This is a genomic window from Candidatus Woesebacteria bacterium (assembly GCA_016700095.1).
GTDB lineage: Bacteria > Patescibacteriota > Microgenomatia > UBA8517 > UBA8517.
In genome coordinates this window covers 116,664-139,645 of record CP065002.1, presented here as the reverse complement: position 1 = coordinate 139,645, position 22,982 = coordinate 116,664, and the positions used below count along the sequence as shown (strand labels likewise).

Sequence of the window (22,982 nt, the reverse complement as noted above, 5' to 3'; positions counted from 1 at the left end):
ACTCTGTTGGTGAATTTTTACACTAACTAATATATAATCTAGACGTCCAAGGCTTATTGGGCAATATAACCAAAAATGACAGAAAGAGTTAGTAAGGAGTCAACAACAAGTATTACCCATGCTGATCGTGCGGCGGCTCTTGTTGGAGTGCTGCCAGAAGATGTAAGTAAGTTTATAAGTGAAGCAGTCAAAGCAAAACCAGAGATGATTGAACTTTTTGGAGAAAATGGACCAGAAATGCACGAAGGAGGTGTACACACCAATGTAATTGTTAAAGCCACTCCTGACGGAGGTGTATCTTTCCCGAACGGTTATACAGAACAACCTGAGGGTCAAACCGAATGGGACCAAGCTCATGACCCCAGGCCAATTCATGAAAAACAAATTCGAACTTGGGCAGCTTCATCTAGACAGGTGGGGTGGCTAAAAAAGAAAACTGTCGATATTCCTGACAGCAAAATGGTAAATCATCAGCATATCGGTTTCACTGAATTAGTCGGTACTGATGGACAAGTCGAAGACAAAAAACCAAAGGGGGAGGTAAATGGTGGAACCTATATTGTCATACGCGCGTTACATGCATCACCAACAGCCGGAGCTGCCCGAGAGCTCGAGGGAAAGCGTGGAACGGGTGTTTCAGCCTCTGATTTATGGAAAAATATGCCAAATACTATTCTCGCTAGATATATGGGTGTTGATACAGTAATTGAAGCCAGGCTAGTTGAAAATATTACGGTGTATTTGGCTCCTGAAAAAATGGGGCAGTATGAAGAAAATCTCACAAAACAAGTCAAACCCGCAAACGAATAACAGATATGTTTCAGAAACTTGTCTTATTTCTGTGACTTAATATTTAAAAGCCATTCTGTAAACACAGAGAATTTCCTAACTAATTGTATCTTTTCTTATATATTTCAATCCCTCTTTCCACGTTTTCTTTTCTTTTTGCGGTATGCTCGGGATCATTGCCTTGATAAATAGTCGCAACATTATCCAAATATCTACCCGCCAATTCGATTAATCTTGCCATAGAGCGACTAAAAAACAATAAGGAACCCGACGATTCTTTTATCAGGTCTCTTGCCGAAGCAGTGTCGACACGCCTTGCCAATTCACATACACCAATCAGAAACCTGGGCGGAAAAGAATTTACGACACCCGACGATCCTGATGCGGAATTTGCTGTGTATGGTTTAAGGGGTCAGGGTGTAACGCTTGGCAGTGTAAGGCGTGCTGTAACGACGATGATACTTGAGGCAGGTAACGTTAATCCACACTCCGAGCTCGCCCGTCAAGCTGAAAAAGAAATTTTCTTGGCACTGAATAACTTAAGGGAAAAATACTAATCCTTCCTACAAAGATTATTACATCAACAAAGCAAGTATTAAGGTACCTACTATTGCAGAAATCAAATTAGCACCAAAACTTAAAAGTAATATCTTTCTTACACGTATAGTTTTTATAACTAATTTTATAAACCATGCTTCAAAAACAACCACCGCTAATTCCATACCCAAAACTATTAAATAATTTGAATACGGGAGTGTTAGTGTAGCAAGGTACAATAAAGATACGGAAACCAAGTTGGCAAAAACTAGTGATAAAAATTGTTTCTTATTTTTAAACCCAACAAGAAAGTAAAAAATTGATTCAAGCGCAATTGTGATTATCACTAATGAAAATAACTTCTTTAAGTTTAAGAGTAAAAAATTAACTGAGTCGCCCTGCGTGTAGCAATATTTCTCCTTTCCCCCAAAGGAATGGCCTTCGCTTGTTAAATATGAGTAATTGGAATCATTCTTGTATTTGGCACACCCATCAAAAGTTTTTGGTCCAAACGGCTTACTGCTTCGATAACTGCATTCAACTTCGATTTTCCCCGGTGAACATTTTTTGGTTAAATAATCAGGATTTATTAAATCTGCCTTGATACTTGTAACGAAAATATGAAGAAGGATAAGTTGAAAGAAAACGACAAAAACTAATTTTTTCATAAACATCTTGTTTCAATCTCACATTCCCAAAAATACAATAACCGCAAATTAATAAAGTGCTGGATTCACAAAGGGAATCAGAGCAAATATCACAGCCGGTTCATAATACGACGTCCTAGTAATAACGTTTTTGGTTAGATTACCAACAGTACCATTTGATTGCTTTGAATTTACCTGTCCAAAAACTATATCATCCGCCTCGCCAAGTTCTTTTCCTTGCTTTACATGTTTTGCTATCTTTTCAGGTAATATAAATGATCCCGTTCTCCCTTCACCGACTACTCCGGATTTTGATCTTATTGTAACCCACGCAAAGGCTTCCATCTTCCCCTTTCTGATCTTTAATCCTCCTTCTACCCCAACACAAAAATTTGCGTTTGGATGTGTTTTGAATGCATTTCGCACCCTTTGTTGTGCACCCTTTCGGGTTTCTTCTTCAGATATTGGTTGATCTGATACTCCTGATTTAACATAAAATACCCTCAAAAGAAAATTTATTATCAGGAAACATTTTTCTGAATCCATGTTTGACACAATTTATTTTTACTGGATTTGTTGAAGCTATAATCACTTTTTTCATTATTTACTTAATCTACTTTAATATGTTGTGCCGGGTACCAGGCAGGGGTGCAAGGCATGAACATCGTCAACCTTCCTTCCCAGAAAAACTTTTCCCCCGGTTCTATCAGAATAACACTCCCTTTCCTGAGTTGAAATACTTTTTCTTCGATCACAACTTTTCCCCGTCCGGCTATTACTAAAACCAATTCTTTACAGGCTTTATTTACCGTATAGCCTTTATCGGGATATCTTCCAGTTATTGTAACCAGTGCAGCATTTATATCCTTATCATTTAAGCCATATTCAAGCACCTCACAATATCGACTATTCTGGAATTTTTTTGCTTTGCTTTGTGGAATTACCTTCACAACAGCGATTATACTACATACGATATTCAACAAACCTGGATACGCGGTATCTTTTGCGCCTTCGACGGCAAGACTATTCTCCACCCACACGATAAATCAGGTTGTATTGCCGAAAAGAAAAAATAAAGCACTTTTAGTATTTCTTGCTATCACTTTTTATCTCCCCATCTTTAATTTCAATAATTCTATTTGCGCGTTTGGCGATTTCTTCACTATGGGTAATTATGACAAAGGTGGTTTTTAAATCGTGATTAATCTTTTTAAATATCTCATATATATTGTCGGAGTTTTTTGTATCCAAATTTCCCGTCGGCTCATCAGCTAAGATTATTTTTGGTTTGTTCATCAAAGCTCGGGCAATTGCCGTCCTTTGCCTTTGTCCGCCGGAAATTTTTGTCGACAGTTTGTTTGCTTCCTCTTTTAGACCCACAAGGTCGATAAGCGTATCTGCCCACTTGTCGTCTTGGCTTCTTGTTTTGCCGCATCTTATCCAACACGGCATTTTGACGTTTTCAATTACGCTAAATTCAGGCAGAAGATAATGAAATTGGAAAACAAAACCCATTACTTCGTTCCTAAATTCGGCACGTTGGTCGTTTGTCAGATTTCGCACATCTTGTCCGTTTATCGTTATATTTCCATTAGTTGGAGTATCAAGCAATCCTATCATGTTAAGAAGCGTTGTCTTGCCACTTCCCGACTGGCCAATAATCGCCGTAATTTCTCCTTCGTTAATCTCCAGATTGATGTTTTTTAGTGCAACAGTGGGAGAAATATCTCCGTATGTTTTATTTAAATTGCTGATTTGAATTATTTTATTCATTTTGAATGATATCGATGGGATTTAAATTAGCCGACTTTCTTGCCGGTATATATCCCGCAAGAGTCGATGCAACAACAGTTAAAAGATAAGTTCCTGCTACATACGTCCATCTCACCGTAGGTTCAAACAACTTTGTTCCATTTATAAATCCCAGGAAAAGACCAAACCCACCCGCAATCCCAAGCGTTGACCCCAACAAACCGATAGCAAAACTTTCAATAATAAATATCGACATTGAATCACTATCTTTGATCCCCATGGCTTTTAATATTCCCAGTTGGCGTTGTTTTTGCATGACGGTAATACTCAAAATACTCGTAATTGCAATAATTACCGAAACAAGTACAAAAAACTGAATCATAAAGCTACTTGCTGTTTGACTAGATAAGGCACTTAAAAAATCCCGGTTTTCGTCTTTCCAATTGGTTACTTTGATCGATTCTTCTTTGATAGTCTGGTCAATTGTTAAGGCTAGCGTATCGGCAGCAAAAATGTCATCGACCTGAATTGCTATCTGATTAATATATTTCCTCAATCCAAAGAAATTTTGGACCGTTTCAACGTCCGCAGCAATCCAGTTTTCGTTAATCGCGCTGTTGCCTATATCGAAAATACCTGAAATCCTAAACCCTCCACCTGCTTGCGAAACATCGTCTAAAAATATTCTGTCGCCCAACTTGAGATTGAGAGTTTGCGCCAGTTGTGTTCCCACCAACACTTCACTCTGGGTTGTGGGCAGGGATCCTTCAACTAAACTTTCTGAAATTCCAAAAATATCATTATTAATTAATTCCACACCTTTGAAAATTACCCGTTTACTATCATCGCTTCCTATTGCCAACACACTCCCCTCAACTACTTTCTGAGCAATTTTTATACCCTCGATCGGCTTAATTAGTTCTAGAATGTTGTCGGAATTTTTTATATATTCTTTTTCTTTTTCTGCAATCACAGTAATATGAGCAGACCGACCAACCGTCTGATCAATCAAATTTGTTTGCAAACTATCAATCAATAGACCTACAAACATCTGCACGGTTACCCCAACTCCAATACCAATTGAAATAAACAGAGTCTGCAACTTATTGAAAGTAAGAAATCTCCACGCAACACGAAAATTAAAATTCATCACTTCAGTATATATTAACCATAGTTATCTTAATTACCGACTTTTGTTAAGACAAGCGTAAACTAAATTGATAAAATCTCTTTTACTTGACCCACGGATAAATTTGACAGGAAGTTGTTTTATTGTAGATATAGTATTATATATTTATGGAGTGGATGTCAGACTTACACGTCTTTCTGGTAAAGTATTTTCTTCTGGGTGGAACAATTAGTAGCTTCCTGGCTCTACTTGAAATTCAAATCGAAGGAAAAGATGGTTGGGCAAAAAATTTATCCACTTGGCGCCTTCACCCGAAGTGGTTTAATTATTTTCCGGGTGCCAACAAACCTCTAACCGGATATCACACCTTTTTATGGCTCTTTATACTTACACTTGCCCATACACCTCTACTTTTTTCCGCGTGGAGTTTAGCCAACGAATTCCTTATCATCTCGTTTGTATTGTTTGTCTTGAGACTGGGCGACTTTCTGTGGTTTGTTTTTAATCCCCACTATGGATTGAAAAAATTCAATAAAGAGGCAATCCCCTGGCATACTTCATGGTTTATCCTGCTACCGTCCCAATACTGGATATCCTTCGTTTTTATTGCTTTGTTTTTGTACCTAGGAATAGCTTTGCGATAATTAACCATAATTGCTCCGAACACGAGTTTGAAGTAAAGTTATATTTGACGTAAGTTATAAAAATACCCCGAGCGATCCTCGTGGAAAGTCTATAAATACATGAATTCACGTAAATTACAAACCAAGAAGAAACTTCGCCTGCCCAACGGAGCCGTCGGCAAAGACATTACAACCAAAATACCGGTAGTTGATAGCAACATGACAATTGGAGAAATAAGAAACAAGCTGTCAGAATTTACCCAAAACACAGACAGTGTCGATTATATTTACGTAAATAATATAAACAGTCAGTTAGCCGGTGTAATTTCCATAAAAGAATTATTCCAAAACGACCCCGCCAAAAAGGTCAAAGACATTATGATAACGGATCTGGTCGTTAGTCATCCAAAAATAAACAAAGGAAAAGTTGCGCACATGGCAATAAAACATAACATCAAAGCCGTTCCCATTGTCGATACTACCAATCACCTTGTGGGTGTACTCACGAACGATAAAGTGTTGGCAATTCTTTACAATCAATACAGGAACAGCTTTCATCATTTCGCAGGAGTCGTTTCAATTGGAGACAAATACCAAACAATTCTTGACTATGGTATTTTTAAAAACATCATCTCTCGTTTACCGTGGATATTAGTGGGATTAATTGGAGGAATTTTCTCCGCACAAGTAATTGGATTTTTCGAACACACCTTATCGGCAAATGTGGTTCTTGCGATATTCATTCCTCTTGTCGTTTATATAGGCAATGCAGTGGGTGCTCAGACCCAAACTTTCCTTGTTCGTGATTTAGCTTTTAGTCCCAAACTGACAATCCTTCCGTATTTTGCAAAGCAACTCGTCTCCAGTACTTGTATTGGCCTAATATGCGGTACTTTAATTTGGTTGGTAATCGCTACATTTTGGAAATTGTCTTTTATTGGAATTGTGGTTGGTTTGGCATCATTTGTTGCCATTTCCGTATCGACAATTGTCGCGGTCTTAATTCCCTACCTTCTTTTCAAGCTAAACCAAGAACCCGCGTCAGGTAGTGGCCCGTTTGCTACTATTTTACAAGATCTTCTGAGTGTTTCGATTTACTTTGGCGTTGCGAGCGTTTTTCTTTAATTTCATGCGTGCCTATTCTCACCATCACAAAAACATTAATCATACGGGTCAGATCGATGATGTTTTCAAACTATCACTGACAAAATCCCTCAAACACCGACTTCCGTGGCTATTTATTGGTTTACTTGGAGGACTTCTCGCTTCCAAAATTGTTGGAGGATTTGAAGAACTTCTCTCGACAAACATCGTTTTGGCGGGATTTATACCTTTGATTGTCTATATGAGCGATGCCGTGGGAACACAAATGGAATCGTATGTCATTCGCGATTTCGCCATGCATCCAAAGATAAATTTTATAAAATATTTCATGAAACATCTGACAACGGTCACCTTTGTTGGATTGATTGTCAGTTTACTTTTATTTCTCTCTACGCTGATACTTAATCACGAACTAACAATAAGCATGGTTTTATCAATCTCTTTATTTTTCTCAATTCTTTCTTCTGTTTTTACCGGTCTTATCATGCCGAGAATCTTTGAAAAAACAAATACGGATCCCGCTAACGCCAGTGGCCCAATTGCAACCATTATCCAGGACATCTTGAGTATCACGATTTATTTCTTTGTGGCGTCACTTATTTTGTAGATTTGTGGTGTACTAAAACACTTTAGTTGAACTGTTTAAATCTTGTTTTGCTTCAATAAACCAGTTCCTTTCATGAAATTACGCTGAGGATTTTAAATTATAAAATTGTTACACCCATACTTTACTAGTTTTCAATTCCGTATTTCCAAAAAAGCGAAGTGATATTAATTCCCCCGCTTGCGAGCTTTATTGCTTTTTTAAGTTCATATTGGCTAATGCTGTCACTAAGCGGCTCTCTTTCGGGAATGACACCTGTATAATAACTCTCCAAGACAGGCAAAGCCTTTTTATCTCCCAATTGACCTAACGCCCAAATCGCAGAATTTCTTGCTTTAAATCCTCTGTTTTCATCATCCAATAAGCTGGAAAGTGCTTCCGTGCAATCACCTCCATATTCTTCTTTTGCACTTTGACATGTAGTTTTTACATCAAAGCCTATCCATGTGCACGTAATAACGAAAAATAGCACAAGTACACTAACACCGATTGCACTCATGAATATTATTTTATTTACAACCTGATCTTTAAGTGTCATTTTTTGTCATCAAGAAAAATATCTTCAATTTTAACCTTAAACAAGTTTGCAATTTTGAAGGCTAATCCCAAAGACGGTAAGTATCTATTGCTCTCAATGGCATTGACAGTTTGTCTTGTTACTCCGATGTTTTTAGCCAATTGCTCTTGAGTCATAGCGTGCATTGCTCTTTGTACTTTAATATTATTCTTCATTGCCGCCCGAAAACTTTCGGTTTATAAAATGATATGAAATTGCATACACTGTTATTAAAAATAGCGTTAAATATGCAAATATTACCCCAAGAGACTCCAGATAAGTAAATTCACCATTGGCAAATACGGACAGATCACTTAGTGTGGGAAACATGATAAGGAATGTACCTATTGCCAAAGTCGGTGTGAAAATCGCATATGCCATCTGTGCGGCTTTTTCTCGTATCAATTTATCCCGTTCGTCAATTTTTATTCCCGCTTTTGACCGTACAATAACTAGAAAAATACATCCTGTCACAATCCCCGTCAGTGCCAATAAATAACTGCCGCGAACTGTTGCCATTGCGACAATCAAGCCAACGGTAAATGTGATTAACCTCCGCAATACAGTGTATGTTTTGAGATTCATTCGCTTAAATGTATATTATTTTTTACATTATGTCAACTATATTTTACAAATAATTCCAATCCATGTGAAGTCGGGAAAAGATTAGCTACTAGAATCCATAAGAACACCGCTTTTTGACACGCCGGGTACACAACACATATTGCGATTAAAACAGCATGGTCTTTTTTCCCCTTTAGCTAGTTTTGCAATCGCCAGATTAATTCTTTTTTCCCTAGTCGCTTTGTTACCTGTAGACTGAATCCAACGTATCCACTCCCATTTGGCATTTGGAGTAATACTGTCCCAGTGCTGTTTAATACTTAAGGTATTAAATATCCTATCAACATCTTTGGGTATTTTGGGATCCGGCCAATCGTCAATAGGTCCAAGTTTCAGATCAATCGTATCGCCTGCTTTGGCATTAATTTTTTTAAGTAAAACATCATCTACTCTAAACCAGTGACTCCCTTTCCCGTCCGGTTCAAGCGGTGTCTGGAAATACACACCATTAATCCTTCCTTCCACCATCACCATTCCTCGGGACGGAAGCTTTTTGCTGATATTTTCAGGTAATCTTGCAATTGTCCACAAACCAATGTTATATAGTTTTGTTGTACAAGTGTCCATTTATGTATTTAGCTTACCCCGTTTAACCAACATGGTGTAAGCAAGCTTTTCCGTTACGGCTTTGGAGGTATCTCCACTATTTGACATCTTTGACCTCAGGGTATTTATCCGGATTATCAAGGTAATACGAAACCCACTTGGTAACTTCGTCTGAAGTTTCTACTGTGTCAATATATTGTCTTTTCTTGAACGAACCTCGGTCTTCATTCTTTTTCTTCTGAACTTCTGCAAATTTTTCTTTTGAAATCTTTAGCGCTTCCAACAAGTTGTCAATTATTTCCTGTATGTCTGCCAATTCCTTAACTACTTCCGCTGGGTCATTTGTCCGTGGTACTTCCAAAGCCTCCTCGACAATCTTTTTCTTTAGCTCATGAACAAACTCTGAGTCGGATAGGGTTTTCCAGTTTGGTTTGTTACCCACTGCGATAATGCCTTCTACAATTTTGTCTCTTACCAGTTTTTTGAATTCAAATTTTCTCATGCCTTATTATGCCATGTAATAAAAATCGTTAAAATAGTAAACCTGAAAATTACTTAAACTCATATGTATAATTTGCGGTTAATACAGATACAGCTTCACAGGAATTTATGGAAGCGGAGAAAAAATATTTTATTGAAGGAATTTGCAAGCTAGCAAACATTACAGATGACTTTGGTGTTAACTAGTATATCACCCGTCGGGTGAAATGGCTTCACACCCTTCGGTGCTTTTCAAATAGTTATTTTTAATTACTATCTGGCTCCCCCTAATAGGCACATTTATAAATAACCCTAGTTCGCAATATCTTGATAAGCAAAGCGAGGTTATGCTTCAATGCCTACTTGCCTATCAGCAAGATTATAGTAAAGCCAATTACCTTACTGCAAATTAACCTTTATAATATGCTTATGCTTTATATTTTGATAGGACTTCCTTACTCAGGAAAAACTACACTTACCAAAGAACTCACTAAACGGTTTGGTTTTAGTGGTGTTTCTATGGACGATATTATGGACGAAAAAGGTTACGAGGTTGAAGAAATGACACAGGACGACTGGAACATAGTTTACTCAGAAGGATATAAGGAGCTTAAAAAGTTATTGTCCGAAGGTAAGACTGTCGTATTAGACCTCGGCAATCTTAAAAGGAGTGAACGAGAAACTGCTAAAAATATAGCAAAAAGCTTAAATGTTGGGTCAAAACTTATATACCTAAATACACCACTAAACGAAATTAGGGCTAGGTGGGAAAGGAATGAACAAACCAAAGAACGAGGTCAACTTGAAGAAGTAACCCTTAAAAGAGCCTTAGGTATGTTTGAAGCTCCAAGTGCTGACGAAAATTACATTACCTACAATATCAATATGGACTTAGACGAGTGGGTTAAGGAGAATATAGAAGCTAACTAATAGTAACAATTGTAGGCTTTTGACCCAATACTCCAATTGTTAATTTCCCTATTTTTCTATTAGGAAAATACTTTTTGGCGAGTTTTACAAGTAAATCTGGGTTTGAAACTAAAAGGCATATACTTCCTAACGGTTTAACCATACGAGCATACTCAGATAAGGTTCCGATATAAAGGTTCGTAACGCTATCAATTTTTATTTGTTTGTCCCAAGGTAAGTTTGAAATAGCAAAGTCAAAGTAATTGTCAGGCCAGTTTGTTTTAGTTGCATCCTGCTCTTTAATTTTGTCGCTAGGTTCGTAACCCATATTTCTTAATGTAGTTTTACAAACTTCTATGGCCTCGCCACTTATATCACCTCCATAGACCTCATTACCCGCGCCTAACGCCTCGGCTAAAATAGTGCCACTACCACAGAAACTATCCACCACAAGACCTTTAGTGCCTTGTATGGCTAATCTAACCATCGCAGAAGCTATTGTTGGCTTTAATGCGCCTATGACCGAAGCAACTTTATAAGTCCTGTGAAATAACGGCTTCTCGGTTAGCCTAACTGACACATAAATATCTTTTTTATCAATAAAAACCCGCACATCAAAAGTAGTATGGTCTAGTTGGGTATATTCCCATTTGTATTTATCAATTAAAGCATTAGCAATTTTTACTTGAAGATCATTTGTATCAATCTGGGTTCTTGCTTTACTAACCGTAACTGAAAAAGTATCTTCTATTTTGCGTATGTCACGAAGTTTGTCTTTAGCTTCACCAAAGTTAAGTTCTAATATATTAGAAGTGATTTCATCAATGTTTATCCCTTTATATTGGCTTACTAGCAAACCAATATCGTCCACTGTAGTTAGCTTTAATAAAGGCATTGCCTCATCAATTTCAAAAATAATCCTTTTGGGACCTACTTCCAGAACCTCAGCATTTGGCGTAAGTTGAAACAACTCGTCTTTTGCAATTTCTTCTAACCCCTTCACTGTATATGCAATAAACTTCATAAAAAATATTGGTCACTTTTTAGCCAAATCAAACTCGTCAAATAACCTACGCATTGCGATAACTTTGTCTTCTGGGAAATCTTTATTAACTTTCTCGCAATAAGTTCTTGTAGTTATTTCAAACAAATCAAAAAGCTCTCTAGTGGCTTTAGCTAAGTTGTTTGGATTATATCACCCGTCGGGTGAAATGGCTTCACACCCTTCGGTGCTTTTCAAATAGTTATTTTTAATTACTATCTGGCTCCCCGGGTAGGATTCGAACCTACGACCTTAGAGTTAACAGCTCTCTGCTCTGCCGCTGAGCTACCGGGGAATAATTATATTAATGTACTCGCCTTGCAAAACTACAAAGCGAGTAAAGTATATCAATTAAGCCTGATTTTATCCAGATCATACTTTCGATTCCTTAAAATCAAATTCTCTTGATATAATTCACATGTGATAAAAGAAATTAAAGTAAAAGCAATGTGCATAATTAAGCACAATGACAAACTTCTTTTGAATAAAGGTTTTGACAGTATCAAAAACGAAACCTTTTACCGACTAATTGGAGGACACGTCGAATTTGGAGAAAAAGCAATTGATACACTTAAAAGAGAAATATTTGAAGAGCTGGGTGTAGAAATATTTAATCTAGAATTTGTAACACCAATTGAGGAAATTTTTATTTATCAAGGCGAAAGAGGTCATGAAGTAATTTTTGTCTTTGAGGGTGAATTAAGAGACGAAAAGGTATTAGGCAGTGAGACAATTCCCAACCCCGACTCGCCCAACTTCCCTGCAGTGTGGATACCTGTTTCTTTGGTAAAGGATAAAAGCATAATCTGCTACCCCACGTTTGAAATTGAAAAGTATATTTAAAAGAAACGCAGAATGGCGTTTGTTGTTTGACTTTTACGACACCTATTTCTTTCAAGAGTTTTGTTGGCTCGTTTAATGACAGTTTGATATTCAGACCGAAATTTTTAAAATACCGTTATTGTAAAAGGGGGCACATAACGCTTAAGATGAGAGTATGGATGAAGGTATTCCTCCCGTAAACCAAATTTCCGATAATCCTCAAAACACAGAAAATATCAATGGAGAGCAAAGTGTGTTTAATAAAACTGATCCCGTTGCCCACACACCCAAAACAAAACCTATTACTTTAAAAAGGGTGTTATTGGCTATTTCTATCCTTGTCGCAATCGGGTTATTTACAATCACACACCTAGCAAAAAACAGGGCTGACTCAACCAATAATCTTGATACAAAACACAGTTTCCGTATTACAAGCCCAGGCGTCTTCGCAGAGTACAAAGAGATTAAATCAACTATTAAACCTTCCCTGCCTGCTTACACCATTTCTGTTCCTGAAATAACTAATTTATCGGAAGTATCACAAAGCGGAGGTTTTCAGATCGATGAAAATCTCACGTCCCAACTAACACGGAATGGTTTTTTTATAAAACCAACGCAAATCACATATTCAGACCCCGAGACTCCAATTTTTGAACCCCGATCCGGCAACGGAAACAGAGTCGACGATATGATTGATATATACATGAAGGTTGGTGGATCAACTAGTCAATATGACCGACAACCTGAAAATGCGGTTTTTATAACTTCGGACTTACTCCTTCATACGTACCATGTGCTTATTGATCGAACATTTCAAAAGATTGAAGAAACAAAAATGCATTCCAAATTACATACTTTGACCAAAGCACTATATGAAAGTTCTATCGTGAGTTACAAAGAAAATAAGGATTCCGAACTAACGAGCAGCCTGTCGCGAATTACTACTTATTATCTGATTCCACTCGTAATTCTTGACACCAGCAACACAGAAAACAAAACTATGTACTTCGAAACAGTCGAAGAACAGCAATCAGCATTGGAGACCGACGAATCAGTAGATACAAAAGAGCGCATGTTAACCAATCTGGAAAAATACAAGAATGATGTTCCGGATGAAATTTATTCTCTTGCAGAAAAAGAACTGAATTTAATTTTCGACGCACAAGCACCAAGCGAGTCTCCCCTTTTTGGAAAATTTACACCGGATTTACTTGAGGATTATACCCAGTACACTCCGCGCGGCCATTATACAAAAAATTCGACACTTCGAAGTTATTTCAGAGCTATGATGTGGTATGGCAGGCGCAATTTTGAATTGAGAAACGAATTCCTCACGCAAGATGCGGCAATAATTGCATGGCAACTTGGACATGTCGACTACGACAAAACAAGAGCATCAAGTCTCTGGGAAGATATTTACTTACCGACCGTGTTTTTTGTGGGACAAAGTGATGATCTTACTTACTACCAGTATTCCGATTTGGTAAACGAGGTTTATGGCGATAGTGTTAAACTAACCGATTTTAAAGATCTGGCTAAATTGGAGATCTTAAGACAAAAGGCACAGCTGTTGGCGGGTCCAAAAATTCTATCTGAAATAAAAACTTTTGATCCGCTGCAGGCACCCACAAAAGACGAGTTACTGCAAAGTACCAAAGGTTTCAGATTTATGGGACAGCGCTTTATTCCTGACAGTTATATGTTTAGTGAGTTAACACAAGGAGACGAAAAACCCGATGAGACAACAGGTCAATATTTACCTTCCACTCCGACATCGTTAATGGTCATGTCAATTCTCGGCAATAAAACCGCTGACCCACTTTTAGACGACTGGGTGAAAGAAAATGCCCCCGATTCGGATAGGGTTATTGCACAAGTACAAAATAAATTAAAGGGTGAATTTTTGTCATTGGATGAAAAAACATGGACGCAAAATATCTATTGGGCGTGGCTTTATAACTTTATGCCGCTTTTCGAAGAGCACGGTGATGGTTATCCCGGTTTTATGAGAAATTATGCCTGGAACAAAAAATCGCTCAATACCGTACTTGGTTCATGGACAGAACTACGACACGATACACTCTTGTATGCCAAACAATCGTATGCAGAAATGGGAGGTGGGCCGGAGGAGGGAGAAATTCCACCCGTCCCCAAAGGATATGTTGAACCCGATTTGTCTTTCATAACGAGACTTATTGCTTTAAACAAAATGACTCTCGAAGGTTTGGATGATAACGACCTTCTCATTGACGGAATGAAACAAAAATTCGAAAACTTCGACAAAGCGCTTAATTTCTTTAAAGAAATTGCCGAAAAAGAGTTGACTGACCAAAAAATTTCGGATGAAGAATTTGAGAAACTTAGAAATTACGTTACCTATAATTTCCCCAACATCGTATGGAGCTTAGATGGAGATATCATGCGCGAAAAAGATGCGCGCATGGGAATTGTTGCCGATGTACATACCGATGCGACAAAGAATCAAATTTTATATGAGGCAACGGGTACTCCGATGATTATCTATGTTGCCGTAAAAGACACCAACGGCACCAGATTGACACGGGGCGCAGTATATAGCTATTACGAGTTTACTCAACCGCTTGAACGAAGGTTAACAGATGAAAAATGGCAAGAAATAGTGTATGAGGGAAAGGAGCAATTACCCCCTACACCAAGTTGGGTGACAGACATCATTACTCCATAACATGAAGTGGTTGCTGATTGTTTTTTCTAGTTTTGTAATCCTATCTTTGTTTGGACAAATCTACCTCGTACACCGCGACAACAATGTCGACTCTAATCACACTCTTACTCATTCCTCGAGGCAGTATGATCTTGATTTTTACAATCAAGCCGAAGAAAAAGCCGTCAAATACCGCATATCTCCAAATGGAAAAGTACTTGGCGGAATTATCCCCCACCACTTACTTGCGGCACCGATAATTCAAGCATTTTTTGACGGTATCGAAGAAAATTTCGACACCATTATTTTGATTACGCCAAATCATTACAATGCAGGATATGACAATATCCAGGTTTCTTATGCGAGGTGGGAAACACCTTACGGTGAGTTAAACCCCAATGTGGAAATATTGGATAACATATCTAAAGACACAGCCGGACACAATGAAAATGTTTTCGAAAACGAACACGCCGTTTACGGAACAGTCGCCTTTATAAAAAAGAAATTTCCGTCTGCGAAACTTGTACCAATTACCGTCAAATCGACCACTACCAAAGAGGAATGTGACCAATTGACTGAAATTTTACGATCATTGAGTGAGGATGTTTTGGTTCTCGTAAGTGCCGATTTCTCGCATTACCAAACATCAAACATGGCAGACGGTTTTGACAAACAAAGCATAGAGGTAATTACCAACTTCCACCTTGATAAAATTTACAATTTAGATTCCGTAAAACATGTCGATACACCCGCCTCTGTGTATATTATCTCCAAACTTATGAAGGAAAACACCGCTACGCCACAGTTACTTGTAAACACAAATTCGGCTAAACTGGTAGATATCGATAATTTAGACGGCACAACCAGTTACATAACTTTTTATTTCGTGAAGTAATTGTTGTCAAAGTTTATTCGGGTGTCTTTAGATAATTCCAATTATTCCAAATAATCCTGAAGTTTTTTCCTTCTACTGGGGTGTTTGAGTTTTCTTAACGCCTTTGCTTCGATTTGTCTAATTCGTTCACGAGTTACACCGAAGACTTTTCCAACTTCTTCCAAGGTCATTTGTTTACTGCCCTCAAGTCCAAAACGGAGTTTAAGAACCTTTGCTTCTCTTTCCGAAAGAGTCGCCAACACTTCATCAAGGTGATCTTTTAAAAGTTGCTTGCTCGCGGCATCCACTGGAGACAATTGGTTATCATCGGGTATGAAATCCCCAAGAAAACTCTCTTTGTCCTCTCCGACGGGAGCTTCCAATGAGGCAACTTCTTGAGCTATTTTAAAGATTTCGCGTACACGTTCCGGTTCTACTTCCGCTTCTTCTGCAATCTCGTCAGCAGTCGGTTCTCTACCTTTTTCTTGCATTAAACGCCTGCTAATTCGGTAAAGTTTATTGATCGTTTCCACCATGTGGACAGGAATTCTAATCGTCCTTGCTTGATCTGCGATCGCTCGTGTTATCGCCTGTCTTATCCACCATGTTGCATAAGTTGAGAATTTATATCCTTTTCTCCAGTCGTATTTTTCTACCGCACGAATAAGACCCTGATTACCTTCTTGGATTAAATCAAGGAGAGAAAGTCCGCGACCGATATATTTTTTGGCAATCGAAACGACTAACCTCAAATTGCTTTCTGTAAGTTTATCTTTAGCAAATTTCTCACCCTTCTCAAAACGTTTCGCCAATTCCACTTCTTCTTCTGCAAAAAGTAAGGGTACTTTTCCAATCTCACGTAAATATTGTCTGACGGGATCGGTGCTTTCCGCACCTGAGAGTTTGGAAAGAATTTCGATTTCTTTGTCCAATTTATCCCGTGCCAAGTCATCGGTTTCAAATTCTTCACCGACAACACTCTCGAAAACATCCAATCCTTCGGCAATTAGGATATCGTACAAAGCATCCAATTCATCAAGATGTTTTTCTGCCTCGGGGTACACTTCCAAGATATTGTCTTGTGTCAAAAATCCCTGCTCTTTACCTTGTTTTATTAGATCTTCTTGCGATTTGGTTAATTTCGAAGGTTTTGAATTTGTTTTCGTATTTGTCATAAATTTCTTTAAGCTAGGGTGAATTATACAGCGATAAGCTCATTTGAGCAAAGAGCGTTTTTCAATTTCCGCCAGTTGGTGCGACTTTTCCCTAAACAATTTTTGTGCTTCCTTCAATTCTTTTTTCTGTTTAGTGCTTTCTAATTTTATAAATGACTCCGCGAGAGTTTCAAGTTCTTGTTTGATATCCAGTTTGTTTAATTCAACAACCAGCATGTTAAATTCTCGATCCGGGGAAGCATTTTTACCTTGATTGGATAAGTCCTCCATAATTGCGTCGCTGAAACCTTCATACAACTCTTGTGGTAAATATGAAGAAAATCCCGACAGATTATATTGTTTATTAATACGCATAAACGACTTGTAACAATCGATTATTTTTATTGCCAATACAGTACGGAAACTGGACTTGATTTCATTGGTTAATAAATTTGTCGGATCATTAGCAAAAGCAACCGCCAACAATCTTCGTTCAATCAGATCACGCCTATGAGTCCCTTCTTTCGGTTGAACAAATTCCAGTTTTGGAACCTGTGCGTTTTTTTCGACATGGTAACCAGCTACTTGTTTAGTTACGGCCTCGACCGGCACGCCGAGTTTTTTTGCTGCAATTCCGATATAATGCGCCTTTACAATCTGGTCATTAATCAAAGCGAGGACAGGAACAATTTCTTTACTGACTTTCGATTTTTGAACACCTGTAGAATCACCGTACCTTGCAATTGCACTTTCAATTAAAAAGTCCCAAATGGGTACCGCTGTTGCGATGATTTTTCTAAAATCGTCAGGGTTTGCCTTGACCGCATCATCGGGATCTTTATATTTACCAAGTTGCGCAATCCTAACTTCTAAACCGGCTTTTTCGGCAATTGCAATCCCCCGTCTTGCAGCAGCATCACCCGCAATATCAGCATCAAGTGCCAGGATAACCCTATCGGCAAATCGTCTTATCAAAAAAGACTGCTCTTGGGTAATTGCGCTTCCTTTAATTGCAACAGTGTTTTTTATCCCTGCTTGCCAAACCGAAATCAAATCAAGTTCACCCTCAACCATAATCACTTCCCGTTTCTTTTTAATGTCACTTCTGGTTATGTTTAATCCATACAAATGGAACGATTTTTGATACAAGGGGGTTTGGGGAGAATTGATGTACTTACCAACTTTTCCGGAATCAAACTGCGGTAATATCCGTCCTGCAAAACCAATCGGTTCACCCCTGTGATCAATTAGAGGAAAAATTATTCTTCCCCTGAATCTATCCCAGATCTTTTTCTCATCAACTAAAATTCCCAAGGTATGTAGAATTTTTGTGTCAATCTTTTTTTTGCCAATTATAAACTGACGAAAAATACTGCTGTCTTCCGGAGAAAATCCCAACTGAAATGTCTCAAGTGTTTCTCTTTTCAATTTTCTTATATCAAGAAGATAGTGCAAAGCGGGCTTGCCAATGGGATGTTTGACCAATAAATAATGATAAAATTTTGCCAACAGACTATTAACCTCAAGGAGCTTTTCTTTATCGCTTTTGTTTCCGGTCGGTTTTTTAAGTTTAATATTGGCTTTACTGGCTAGACTTTTCAGGGCTTCGTAAAATTCAAGTCCCTCGTATTCTTCTAAAAAAGTGAAAACATCACCTGACACACCGCAACCAAAACATTTGTAGCGTTGCATCTCGGGTGACACTATAAAAGATGGGGATTTTTCGTTGTGAAATGGACAATTAGCCTTGTAATTGCGGCCTGCTTTCGTCAAATTCACGTATTCTCCAATAACGGTCACGATGTCCGTTTTTGCCTTTACTTCCTCGACTTGATTATCTGTCATCCTTTGCCGATTTTAACACAAACGCAAAGTGCGTGGATTAAGTAATGCTATTTATCAATTACTTGTAATTTGAAAGTATACTACCTCTCTTTCCCGAAGTATCTATCTATAACAGATCTTCCAACTTCGTCACCTGCTATAACATGCTTTACGTCGCGATGTGCTTGTGTAAGTAACTGTGTATCGTCTACGTCTTTAGGCCATGGATCGGCTTCAGATTGCCGAACAAAGTCTGAAAATGGGACGTCTGATTCAATCATTCCTTCCGTAACAGCCTGGGCGTGTGCTTCGGGTAAAAAGTGACTTGTAATAAATCTAAACATATTCGCTCTTCTCATTATAACTCAAGGTAATAGTTATTGCCAATTTGTTTATCAACAGTGCTTGTACAGAAAATAACTACCAAGTCTGAAATGTATACATGCATATAATAATTTGAATTATAAAGTAAAAAAACTCTGTTAAAGAGTTGACCATGCTGCCACAAATATCATTAGAATTAGCATAAATTTTCCAGCAAACAAATATCCCTCCATACTTACATTTCAAAACAGTTTCAAGGTTACGAAAGGTCGTGAACCAAAACATGTTAATCTATAATCTTCAACAATCTTGTACATTTCTCAACAAGAAATATTTGTTGGTTTTTTAGTGTACATTTTTCATAACCCACTCCACGTTTATTGTTTAAACTAAATTAATAATGTGTACAAGATTGGGTTGAAAAACCCCAAATGAATTTAACTCTTAATATTTATATCCCTTCATCTCCAAAATTCTAAATGGATATCCTCTTAGATCCTCTTCTCCAACGCGTGCATTTAATTTCTTAAGTGTTTCAAAAAGTAACTTCTTTCCGTCTCGTGGATTTTCAAAATACGTTTTTGCCTCAAGTTCAATAAAATCGCCTAAATTTTTAACCTTATCAACCACAACCTCCACACCTTCGAATATCCAAGTTGTTCTCGTTTTTTCTACCGTCACAATTTCTTTAATATCTAGACTTTGAAGAATTTTTTTCATAACAGTAACGTCGTCGATTTTTGTCTCATACTCATCACAGTAATCGGTCTTTTTTACGTTCTCAGGGTAAAAATGTTTGTAATTTAGTGAAAAACCTTTTGAAGATTCCCTGAGCCTTAGCCACTCAAAAGGAAATTTAACATCTAAAAAATTCCTATGTATCGGTACAAAGTAAGTATCTTTTTGGAATATGTCGCGCGCTACTAACTTCCCTTTTTTATTAAGAAACTTCTTAACTTCCAACGCATTTTTTAAGGGTAGTTTTATTTCGATTTCAATATCTTTATTTGCCATATTGGAGTACGGATTTATATTTATTGGTTAAGTTATCTTATAATACAATGAAATCGATAAGCGCGGTAGAACAGTTTAATGGAGTTTCTTTAACATTACACCTCTTCGATAAACAAACTCATTGAAAGTTCGCTGTTTGTACTTTTTGACAACTTTAAAACCATTCTTTAGATAGAATCTTATCGTTTTGTCATAACTTCCATCAGCCGGTAACTGTTCTATAACCGTATCAACTCTTAACTCTTTTACTCCGAGATCTTTCAAGATGTTCTCCGCATGTTTCAATAAGTTAGTTCCAAACAATTGTCCTTGGAAACTTAAATCTACACCTATCCAATTTATCCACACTTTGCCTTCAAGTGACGAAAGAATAATGAAACCTTTAATTTTCTTATTATCTTGTGCGACAAAAGATCTTCCAAGCTGTGCATCTATCGGAATATTAACCACGGCGTTATTGTCAAACCACTTTGGATGTAATGAAGCTACAATTTCACTAATTTGCAACAAGTCGCTTGTCTGGAATGGTCTAATAATCATAATTCAATTTCGTGCGGAGGGTACAGGATTCGAACCTGTGCAGGGAAAAATCCCTCGGGTTTTCGAGACCCGTGCATTTGTCCACTCTGCCAACCCTCCACTAAAAAAGTTTTCTGGTAAGTTAATGTTTAACTCGAAAGCACATGAAATACTTATTAAGTGCTCCCGGCAGGAATCGAACCTGCATCTAGGCTTCCGCAAAGCCTTGTTCTGTCCATTAAACTACGGGAGCTTATTGGCTATTATACCGCACAGAAAGTATTTGATGAAGTTATTTATTTGCGGGGATTTTCTTTGACAACCATTCTGTCGCTTTATCGGTTCTCGTTGGAGAATCGGTTAGTTCCGGTAGATACGGGGAAAGCACCTTGCGCAATTTCTCTTTATCTTCTAATTTGTAAACCAAATCAAGTCTGCCGGGCATATTAACAGAGCCCAAAACCAACACTTCATTTCCAAGACTTTGTCCGAACCAGAACCAAATAAAATTCTCTAGTGGATTTTTCTCACCGGCAATAATAATACTTTTGTTTGTAATTTCATAGTCGATTTCTCCGGGTTCTACCGTGCTCAAAACGTAATATAGAAACAAGATTGAAATAATAAGTATTACAGAAATTATCCCTTCAATAATAAAAAGTATAAAACCGGTCACCGATGCAATGGCAATAACTGACACCCAAAAATCTCGATCACGTTTTTTAAAAGCTCGTGCGCTCCCCCGCCATTTATAAAGCGATTTTTCGTTTGGGGTCTCAACAATTACACGCTTGATATCATCTTCTTGTTCTACCGGTTTTTCAAGCTTAACGTTTTCCTTTTCCATGCTAGTACTTTAAGTATACATTATTATTTATTTTTTCAAACTTAATATTGCTACCCATTCGAGAAATTAAATTGCTGGTAAACTAACAATTGGTTGATTATGAAAATGCTTAAAACTATCTGCTTACAAAATTTGATTTAAGCAAATTCAAAACTACTGATAAGTCTTTAACTTTGGTATAATGACTTGCCAAAGCGTTAGTTGAAGTAAAGTTAACAATATTTCTGGTGCATTACTTTAAGCGTTTTTAAATAATTTAGGAGGAGTCGCATAAAAACCTCACTACGTGAGAACTTTGTGCACTCTCCTCAATGATTACATTTTGGAGGAGTCGCATAAGCGAAAGCTTGTCCGACTCTTGATTTATAAATAAGTTTTGGAGGAGTCGCATAAGCGGAAGCTTGTCCGACTCTTGATTTGTAAAAAAGATTTGGAGGAGTCGCATAGCGGCCAATTGCACAGGATTGCTAATCCTGAGCCCTTACCGGCTACGTGGGTTCGAATCCCACCTCCTCCGCTCACGAGGTTCGCGTCACAGTTGGCGTTCGATGGACACAACAAGTAAGGAATTTTATTTGTGTGTAGCGAATCCCACCTCCTCCGCAAACGAGAAAATCCTCACCAAAGTGTGAAGTTTTATGTTTTATGTATCGGGACGAGAAGCTTGCCTTGAGCGAACATAGTGAGCGAAAGGAATCCCACCTCCTCCGCTAACAAGAAAATCCTCACCAAAGTGTGAAGTTTTATGTATCGGGATGAGAGGCTTGCCTTGAGCGAACATAGTGAGCCGAAAGGAATCCCACCTCCTCCGCTAACAAAAATCCTCACCAAAGTGTGAAGTTTTATGTTTTATGCATCGGGATGAGAAGCTTGCCTTGAGCGAACATAGTGAGCCGAAAGAAATCCCACCTCCTTGCCCCATGTTCATCAAAGCTCACTTCGGTGGACACAATCCACCAACATTGCACGAGCGAATCATAAAAACACGAGACTTAAACCTCAATCAGGCTTCATAACTTACAAACTTCGTGTATAATAACAACAATGGATAAAAGTTTAGTGCTAATTTCAAGTACGGTTACTGCAAAACAAAAGGGTGAAAAAGATGATTGGTTTTTAGTTAAAACATCTGACGATGGTGAGTGGGAATTTCCCAAAACAATTGTCAGAAAAGGTGAATCATCCGTAAGAGCCGCAATCAGACTAATGGGCGAACAGGCGGGAATGACCGCACGAGTCTTAGAAGAAGCCGGTCGAGCCGGTGGAGTAACAACAATAAACGACAAAACCGTTCCGCAAAGACATTTGTATTATTTAATGATTGAGCTTTCCAGTGCAGGAGAAGCTGTCGGTTTTACCAAGGGCGAATGGTTTCCGTATGCACAAGCAACGAGAAAGCTATCATCAAAAAGAGATCAATCTATGCTGAAAGCTGCACGCAAAGAACTTGCCGAATGGAAAAAAAGCGGTAAAGACAAACAGATGGAAGAAGATGATCTCAAGTAATTTTATCTTCACTTTTTGATATAATACCCTCATTCCTGTTAACCTTTAGTAGTATATATTTATTGACCAACAA

The 22,982-nt window shown here is 37.9% G+C and carries 27 protein-coding genes, 4 tRNA genes and 1 pseudogene; 11 read left to right on the top strand and 21 right to left on the bottom strand.

Going from position 1 to position 22,982, the window contains the following annotated elements; genetic code table 11:
- Positions 1 to 75: 75 nt before the first annotated feature.
- Positions 76 to 810 carry a hypothetical protein gene (locus tag IPM62_00715; GenBank protein QQS39123.1) on the top strand — a complete coding sequence of 245 codons (735 nt, stop codon included), beginning with the start codon at positions 76 to 78 and terminating at the stop codon, positions 808 to 810.
- Between the two features lie 79 nt (positions 811 to 889).
- Here the strand turns inward: IPM62_00715 and IPM62_00710 are convergent, their stop codons facing one another.
- Positions 890 to 1,030 carry a hypothetical protein gene (locus IPM62_00710; protein QQS39122.1) on the bottom strand — a complete coding sequence of 47 codons (141 nt, stop codon included), beginning with the start codon at positions 1,028 to 1,030 and terminating at the stop codon, positions 890 to 892.
- 61 nt (positions 1,031 to 1,091) lie between these two features.
- On the opposite strand from IPM62_00710, the gene IPM62_00705 reads away from it, so the two are divergent.
- Positions 1,092 to 1,346 carry a hypothetical protein gene (locus tag IPM62_00705; GenBank protein ID QQS39121.1) on the top strand — a complete coding sequence of 85 codons (255 nt, stop codon included), beginning with the start codon at positions 1,092 to 1,094 and terminating at the stop codon, positions 1,344 to 1,346.
- A gap of 18 nt (positions 1,347 to 1,364) precedes the next feature.
- On the opposite strand, the gene IPM62_00700 is transcribed toward IPM62_00705, so the two are convergent.
- From IPM62_00700 to IPM62_00680, 5 genes and pseudogenes are all read right to left on the bottom strand, one after another.
- Positions 1,365 to 1,994, bottom strand: coding sequence for a hypothetical protein (locus tag IPM62_00700; protein QQS39120.1), 630 nt, complete (start codon positions 1,992 to 1,994; stop codon positions 1,365 to 1,367).
- Positions 1,995 to 2,042: 48 nt separating this feature from the next.
- Positions 2,043 to 2,574: pseudogene (yjjX, locus tag IPM62_00695) on the bottom strand (inosine/xanthosine triphosphatase).
- Between the two features lie 7 nt (positions 2,575 to 2,581).
- Positions 2,582 to 2,923, bottom strand: a complete 342-nt coding sequence (locus IPM62_00690; protein ID QQS39119.1) for an AraC family ligand binding domain-containing protein — start codon at positions 2,921 to 2,923, stop codon at positions 2,582 to 2,584.
- A 133-nt stretch (positions 2,924 to 3,056) separates the two neighbouring features.
- A complete protein-coding gene (locus tag IPM62_00685; protein QQS39118.1) occupies positions 3,057 to 3,746 on the bottom strand; it encodes an ABC transporter ATP-binding protein in 690 nt (229 codons plus the stop codon).
- Positions 3,739 to 4,875, bottom strand: a complete 1,137-nt coding sequence (locus tag IPM62_00680) for an ABC transporter permease (protein QQS39117.1) — start codon at positions 4,873 to 4,875, stop codon at positions 3,739 to 3,741. Before IPM62_00680 ends, IPM62_00685 begins: the two co-directional genes overlap by 8 nt.
- 146 nt (positions 4,876 to 5,021) lie before the next feature.
- On the opposite strand from IPM62_00680, the gene IPM62_00675 reads away from it, so the two are divergent.
- The 3 genes from IPM62_00675 to IPM62_00665 all read left to right on the top strand — a co-directional run bounded on the left by IPM62_00675 (position 5,022) and on the right by IPM62_00665 (position 7,188).
- The gene (locus IPM62_00675) at positions 5,022 to 5,498 is read left to right on the top strand and encodes a hypothetical protein (protein QQS39116.1); all 477 of its coding nucleotides are present in this window, start codon (positions 5,022 to 5,024) and stop codon (positions 5,496 to 5,498) included.
- 99 nt (positions 5,499 to 5,597) lie between these two features.
- The gene (locus IPM62_00670; GenBank protein QQS39115.1) at positions 5,598 to 6,602 is read left to right on the top strand and encodes a magnesium transporter; all 1,005 of its coding nucleotides are present in this window, start codon (positions 5,598 to 5,600) and stop codon (positions 6,600 to 6,602) included.
- A gap of 4 nt (positions 6,603 to 6,606) precedes the next feature.
- Positions 6,607 to 7,188 carry a magnesium transporter gene (locus IPM62_00665; GenBank protein QQS39114.1) on the top strand — a complete coding sequence of 194 codons (582 nt, stop codon included), beginning with the start codon at positions 6,607 to 6,609 and terminating at the stop codon, positions 7,186 to 7,188.
- Positions 7,189 to 7,312: 124 nt separating this feature from the next.
- Here IPM62_00665 and IPM62_00660 read toward each other — a convergent pair whose 3' ends face one another.
- The 5 genes from IPM62_00660 to IPM62_00640 all read right to left on the bottom strand — a co-directional run bounded on the left by IPM62_00660 (position 7,313) and on the right by IPM62_00640 (position 9,413).
- Positions 7,313 to 7,684, bottom strand: coding sequence for a HEAT repeat domain-containing protein (locus IPM62_00660; protein QQS39113.1), 372 nt, complete (start codon positions 7,682 to 7,684; stop codon positions 7,313 to 7,315).
- A 35-nt stretch (positions 7,685 to 7,719) separates the two neighbouring features.
- Positions 7,720 to 7,917 carry a helix-turn-helix transcriptional regulator gene (locus tag IPM62_00655; GenBank protein ID QQS39112.1) on the bottom strand — a complete coding sequence of 66 codons (198 nt, stop codon included), beginning with the start codon at positions 7,915 to 7,917 and terminating at the stop codon, positions 7,720 to 7,722.
- The gene (locus IPM62_00650) at positions 7,907 to 8,326 is read right to left on the bottom strand and encodes a DUF2178 domain-containing protein (protein QQS39111.1); all 420 of its coding nucleotides are present in this window, start codon (positions 8,324 to 8,326) and stop codon (positions 7,907 to 7,909) included. Before IPM62_00650 ends, IPM62_00655 begins: the two co-directional genes overlap by 11 nt.
- Before the next feature lie 81 nt (positions 8,327 to 8,407).
- Complete coding sequence (locus IPM62_00645) at positions 8,408 to 8,932, bottom strand: DUF1905 domain-containing protein (GenBank protein QQS39110.1); 525 nt, start codon at positions 8,930 to 8,932, stop codon at positions 8,408 to 8,410.
- Positions 8,933 to 9,008: 76 nt separating this feature from the next.
- Positions 9,009 to 9,413, bottom strand: a complete 405-nt coding sequence (locus tag IPM62_00640; GenBank protein QQS39109.1) for a nucleoside triphosphate pyrophosphohydrolase — start codon at positions 9,411 to 9,413, stop codon at positions 9,009 to 9,011.
- 407 nt (positions 9,414 to 9,820) lie between these two features.
- Between IPM62_00640 and IPM62_00635 the strand changes: the two genes are divergently transcribed.
- Positions 9,821 to 10,321 (top strand): ATP-binding protein, encoded by a 501-nt coding sequence (locus IPM62_00635; GenBank protein ID QQS39108.1) that lies wholly within the window; start codon positions 9,821 to 9,823, stop codon positions 10,319 to 10,321.
- Here IPM62_00635 and IPM62_00630 read toward each other — a convergent pair.
- Positions 10,314 to 11,324: a methyltransferase domain-containing protein gene (locus tag IPM62_00630; GenBank protein QQS39107.1), complete on the bottom strand. Its 1,011-nt coding sequence runs from the start codon at positions 11,322 to 11,324 to the stop codon at positions 10,314 to 10,316. The two genes, IPM62_00635 and IPM62_00630, sit on opposite strands and share 8 nt — an antisense overlap.
- A 238-nt stretch (positions 11,325 to 11,562) precedes the next feature.
- Positions 11,563 to 11,637 (bottom strand) — tRNA-Asn (locus tag IPM62_00625).
- Positions 11,638 to 11,762: 125 nt separating this feature from the next.
- Between IPM62_00625 and IPM62_00620 the strand changes: the two genes are divergently transcribed.
- From IPM62_00620 to amrB, 3 genes are all read left to right on the top strand, one after another.
- Entirely contained in the window at positions 11,763 to 12,185 is a 423-nt protein-coding gene (locus IPM62_00620; GenBank protein ID QQS39106.1) for an NUDIX domain-containing protein, read from the top strand.
- A gap of 154 nt (positions 12,186 to 12,339) precedes the next feature.
- Positions 12,340 to 14,868 (top strand): DUF3160 domain-containing protein, encoded by a 2,529-nt coding sequence (locus IPM62_00615; GenBank protein ID QQS39105.1) that lies wholly within the window; start codon positions 12,340 to 12,342, stop codon positions 14,866 to 14,868.
- Between the two features lies 1 nt (position 14,869).
- On the top strand, positions 14,870 to 15,742 hold the full coding sequence (amrB, locus tag IPM62_00610; GenBank protein QQS39104.1) for an AmmeMemoRadiSam system protein B: 873 nt from the start codon (positions 14,870 to 14,872) through the stop codon (positions 15,740 to 15,742).
- A 41-nt stretch (positions 15,743 to 15,783) separates the two neighbouring features.
- Here the strand turns inward: amrB and rpoD are convergent, their stop codons facing one another.
- The 8 genes from rpoD to IPM62_00570 all read right to left on the bottom strand — a co-directional run bounded on the left by rpoD (position 15,784) and on the right by IPM62_00570 (position 21,403).
- Positions 15,784 to 16,896, bottom strand: coding sequence for an RNA polymerase sigma factor RpoD (gene rpoD / locus IPM62_00605; protein QQS39103.1), 1,113 nt, complete (start codon positions 16,894 to 16,896; stop codon positions 15,784 to 15,786).
- A gap of 39 nt (positions 16,897 to 16,935) precedes the next feature.
- A complete protein-coding gene (locus tag IPM62_00600) occupies positions 16,936 to 18,720 on the bottom strand; it encodes a DNA primase (GenBank protein ID QQS39102.1) in 1,785 nt (594 codons plus the stop codon).
- 80 nt (positions 18,721 to 18,800) lie between these two features.
- Positions 18,801 to 19,043 (bottom strand): hypothetical protein, encoded by a 243-nt coding sequence (locus IPM62_00595; protein ID QQS39101.1) that lies wholly within the window; start codon positions 19,041 to 19,043, stop codon positions 18,801 to 18,803.
- A gap of 424 nt (positions 19,044 to 19,467) precedes the next feature.
- Complete coding sequence (gene cyaB / locus IPM62_00590; GenBank protein ID QQS39100.1) at positions 19,468 to 20,037, bottom strand: class IV adenylate cyclase; 570 nt, start codon at positions 20,035 to 20,037, stop codon at positions 19,468 to 19,470.
- A gap of 75 nt (positions 20,038 to 20,112) precedes the next feature.
- Positions 20,113 to 20,577, bottom strand: coding sequence for a GNAT family N-acetyltransferase (locus tag IPM62_00585; GenBank protein QQS39099.1), 465 nt, complete (start codon positions 20,575 to 20,577; stop codon positions 20,113 to 20,115).
- A 14-nt stretch (positions 20,578 to 20,591) separates the two neighbouring features.
- Positions 20,592 to 20,676 (bottom strand) — tRNA-Ser (locus tag IPM62_00580).
- A 61-nt stretch (positions 20,677 to 20,737) separates the two neighbouring features.
- Positions 20,738 to 20,809, bottom strand: a tRNA-Arg gene (locus IPM62_00575).
- A gap of 39 nt (positions 20,810 to 20,848) precedes the next feature.
- On the bottom strand, positions 20,849 to 21,403 hold the full coding sequence (locus tag IPM62_00570) for a hypothetical protein (GenBank protein ID QQS39098.1): 555 nt from the start codon (positions 21,401 to 21,403) through the stop codon (positions 20,849 to 20,851).
- 432 nt (positions 21,404 to 21,835) lie between these two features.
- Here IPM62_00570 and IPM62_00565 point away from each other — a divergent pair.
- Positions 21,836 to 21,920: transfer RNA gene (locus tag IPM62_00565), tRNA-Ser, on the top strand.
- 527 nt (positions 21,921 to 22,447) lie between these two features.
- Positions 22,448 to 22,909 (top strand): NUDIX domain-containing protein, encoded by a 462-nt coding sequence (locus IPM62_00560; GenBank protein QQS39097.1) that lies wholly within the window; start codon positions 22,448 to 22,450, stop codon positions 22,907 to 22,909.
- The last annotated feature ends 73 nt before the right edge of the window (positions 22,910 to 22,982 follow it).

Bases quoted from the DNA above. Each gene is read 5' to 3' on its own strand.
- IPM62_00715 (QQS39123.1), top strand. From the start codon at position 76: ATGACAGAAAGAGTTAGTAAGGAGTCAACAACAAGTATTACCCATGCT.
- IPM62_00710 (QQS39122.1), bottom strand. From the start codon at position 1,030: ATGGCAAGATTAATCGAATTGGCGGGTAGATATTTGGATAATGTTGCG.
- IPM62_00700 (QQS39120.1), bottom strand. From the start codon at position 1,994: ATGAAAAAATTAGTTTTTGTCGTTTTCTTTCAACTTATCCTTCTTCAT.
- IPM62_00685 (QQS39118.1), bottom strand. From the start codon at position 3,746: ATGAATAAAATAATTCAAATCAGCAATTTAAATAAAACATACGGAGAT.
- IPM62_00680 (QQS39117.1), bottom strand. From the start codon at position 4,875: ATGAATTTTAATTTTCGTGTTGCGTGGAGATTTCTTACTTTCAATAAG.
- IPM62_00675 (QQS39116.1), top strand. From the start codon at position 5,022: ATGGAGTGGATGTCAGACTTACACGTCTTTCTGGTAAAGTATTTTCTT.
- IPM62_00670 (QQS39115.1), top strand. From the start codon at position 5,598: ATGAATTCACGTAAATTACAAACCAAGAAGAAACTTCGCCTGCCCAAC.
- IPM62_00665 (QQS39114.1), top strand. From the start codon at position 6,607: ATGCGTGCCTATTCTCACCATCACAAAAACATTAATCATACGGGTCAG.
- IPM62_00660 (QQS39113.1), bottom strand. From the start codon at position 7,684: ATGAGTGCAATCGGTGTTAGTGTACTTGTGCTATTTTTCGTTATTACG.
- IPM62_00655 (QQS39112.1), bottom strand. From the start codon at position 7,917: ATGAAGAATAATATTAAAGTACAAAGAGCAATGCACGCTATGACTCAA.
- IPM62_00650 (QQS39111.1), bottom strand. From the start codon at position 8,326: ATGAATCTCAAAACATACACTGTATTGCGGAGGTTAATCACATTTACC.
- IPM62_00645 (QQS39110.1), bottom strand. From the start codon at position 8,932: ATGGACACTTGTACAACAAAACTATATAACATTGGTTTGTGGACAATT.
- IPM62_00640 (QQS39109.1), bottom strand. From the start codon at position 9,413: ATGAGAAAATTTGAATTCAAAAAACTGGTAAGAGACAAAATTGTAGAA.
- IPM62_00635 (QQS39108.1), top strand. From the start codon at position 9,821: ATGCTTTATATTTTGATAGGACTTCCTTACTCAGGAAAAACTACACTT.
- IPM62_00630 (QQS39107.1), bottom strand. From the start codon at position 11,324: ATGAAGTTTATTGCATATACAGTGAAGGGGTTAGAAGAAATTGCAAAA.
- IPM62_00615 (QQS39105.1), top strand. From the start codon at position 12,340: ATGGATGAAGGTATTCCTCCCGTAAACCAAATTTCCGATAATCCTCAA.
- amrB (QQS39104.1), top strand. From the start codon at position 14,870: ATGAAGTGGTTGCTGATTGTTTTTTCTAGTTTTGTAATCCTATCTTTG.
- rpoD (QQS39103.1), bottom strand. From the start codon at position 16,896: ATGACAAATACGAAAACAAATTCAAAACCTTCGAAATTAACCAAATCG.
- IPM62_00600 (QQS39102.1), bottom strand. From the start codon at position 18,720: ATGACAGATAATCAAGTCGAGGAAGTAAAGGCAAAAACGGACATCGTG.
- IPM62_00595 (QQS39101.1), bottom strand. From the start codon at position 19,043: ATGTTTAGATTTATTACAAGTCACTTTTTACCCGAAGCACACGCCCAG.
- cyaB (QQS39100.1), bottom strand. From the start codon at position 20,037: ATGGCAAATAAAGATATTGAAATCGAAATAAAACTACCCTTAAAAAAT.
- IPM62_00585 (QQS39099.1), bottom strand. From the start codon at position 20,577: ATGATTATTAGACCATTCCAGACAAGCGACTTGTTGCAAATTAGTGAA.
- IPM62_00570 (QQS39098.1), bottom strand. From the start codon at position 21,403: ATGGAAAAGGAAAACGTTAAGCTTGAAAAACCGGTAGAACAAGAAGAT.
- IPM62_00560 (QQS39097.1), top strand. From the start codon at position 22,448: ATGGATAAAAGTTTAGTGCTAATTTCAAGTACGGTTACTGCAAAACAA.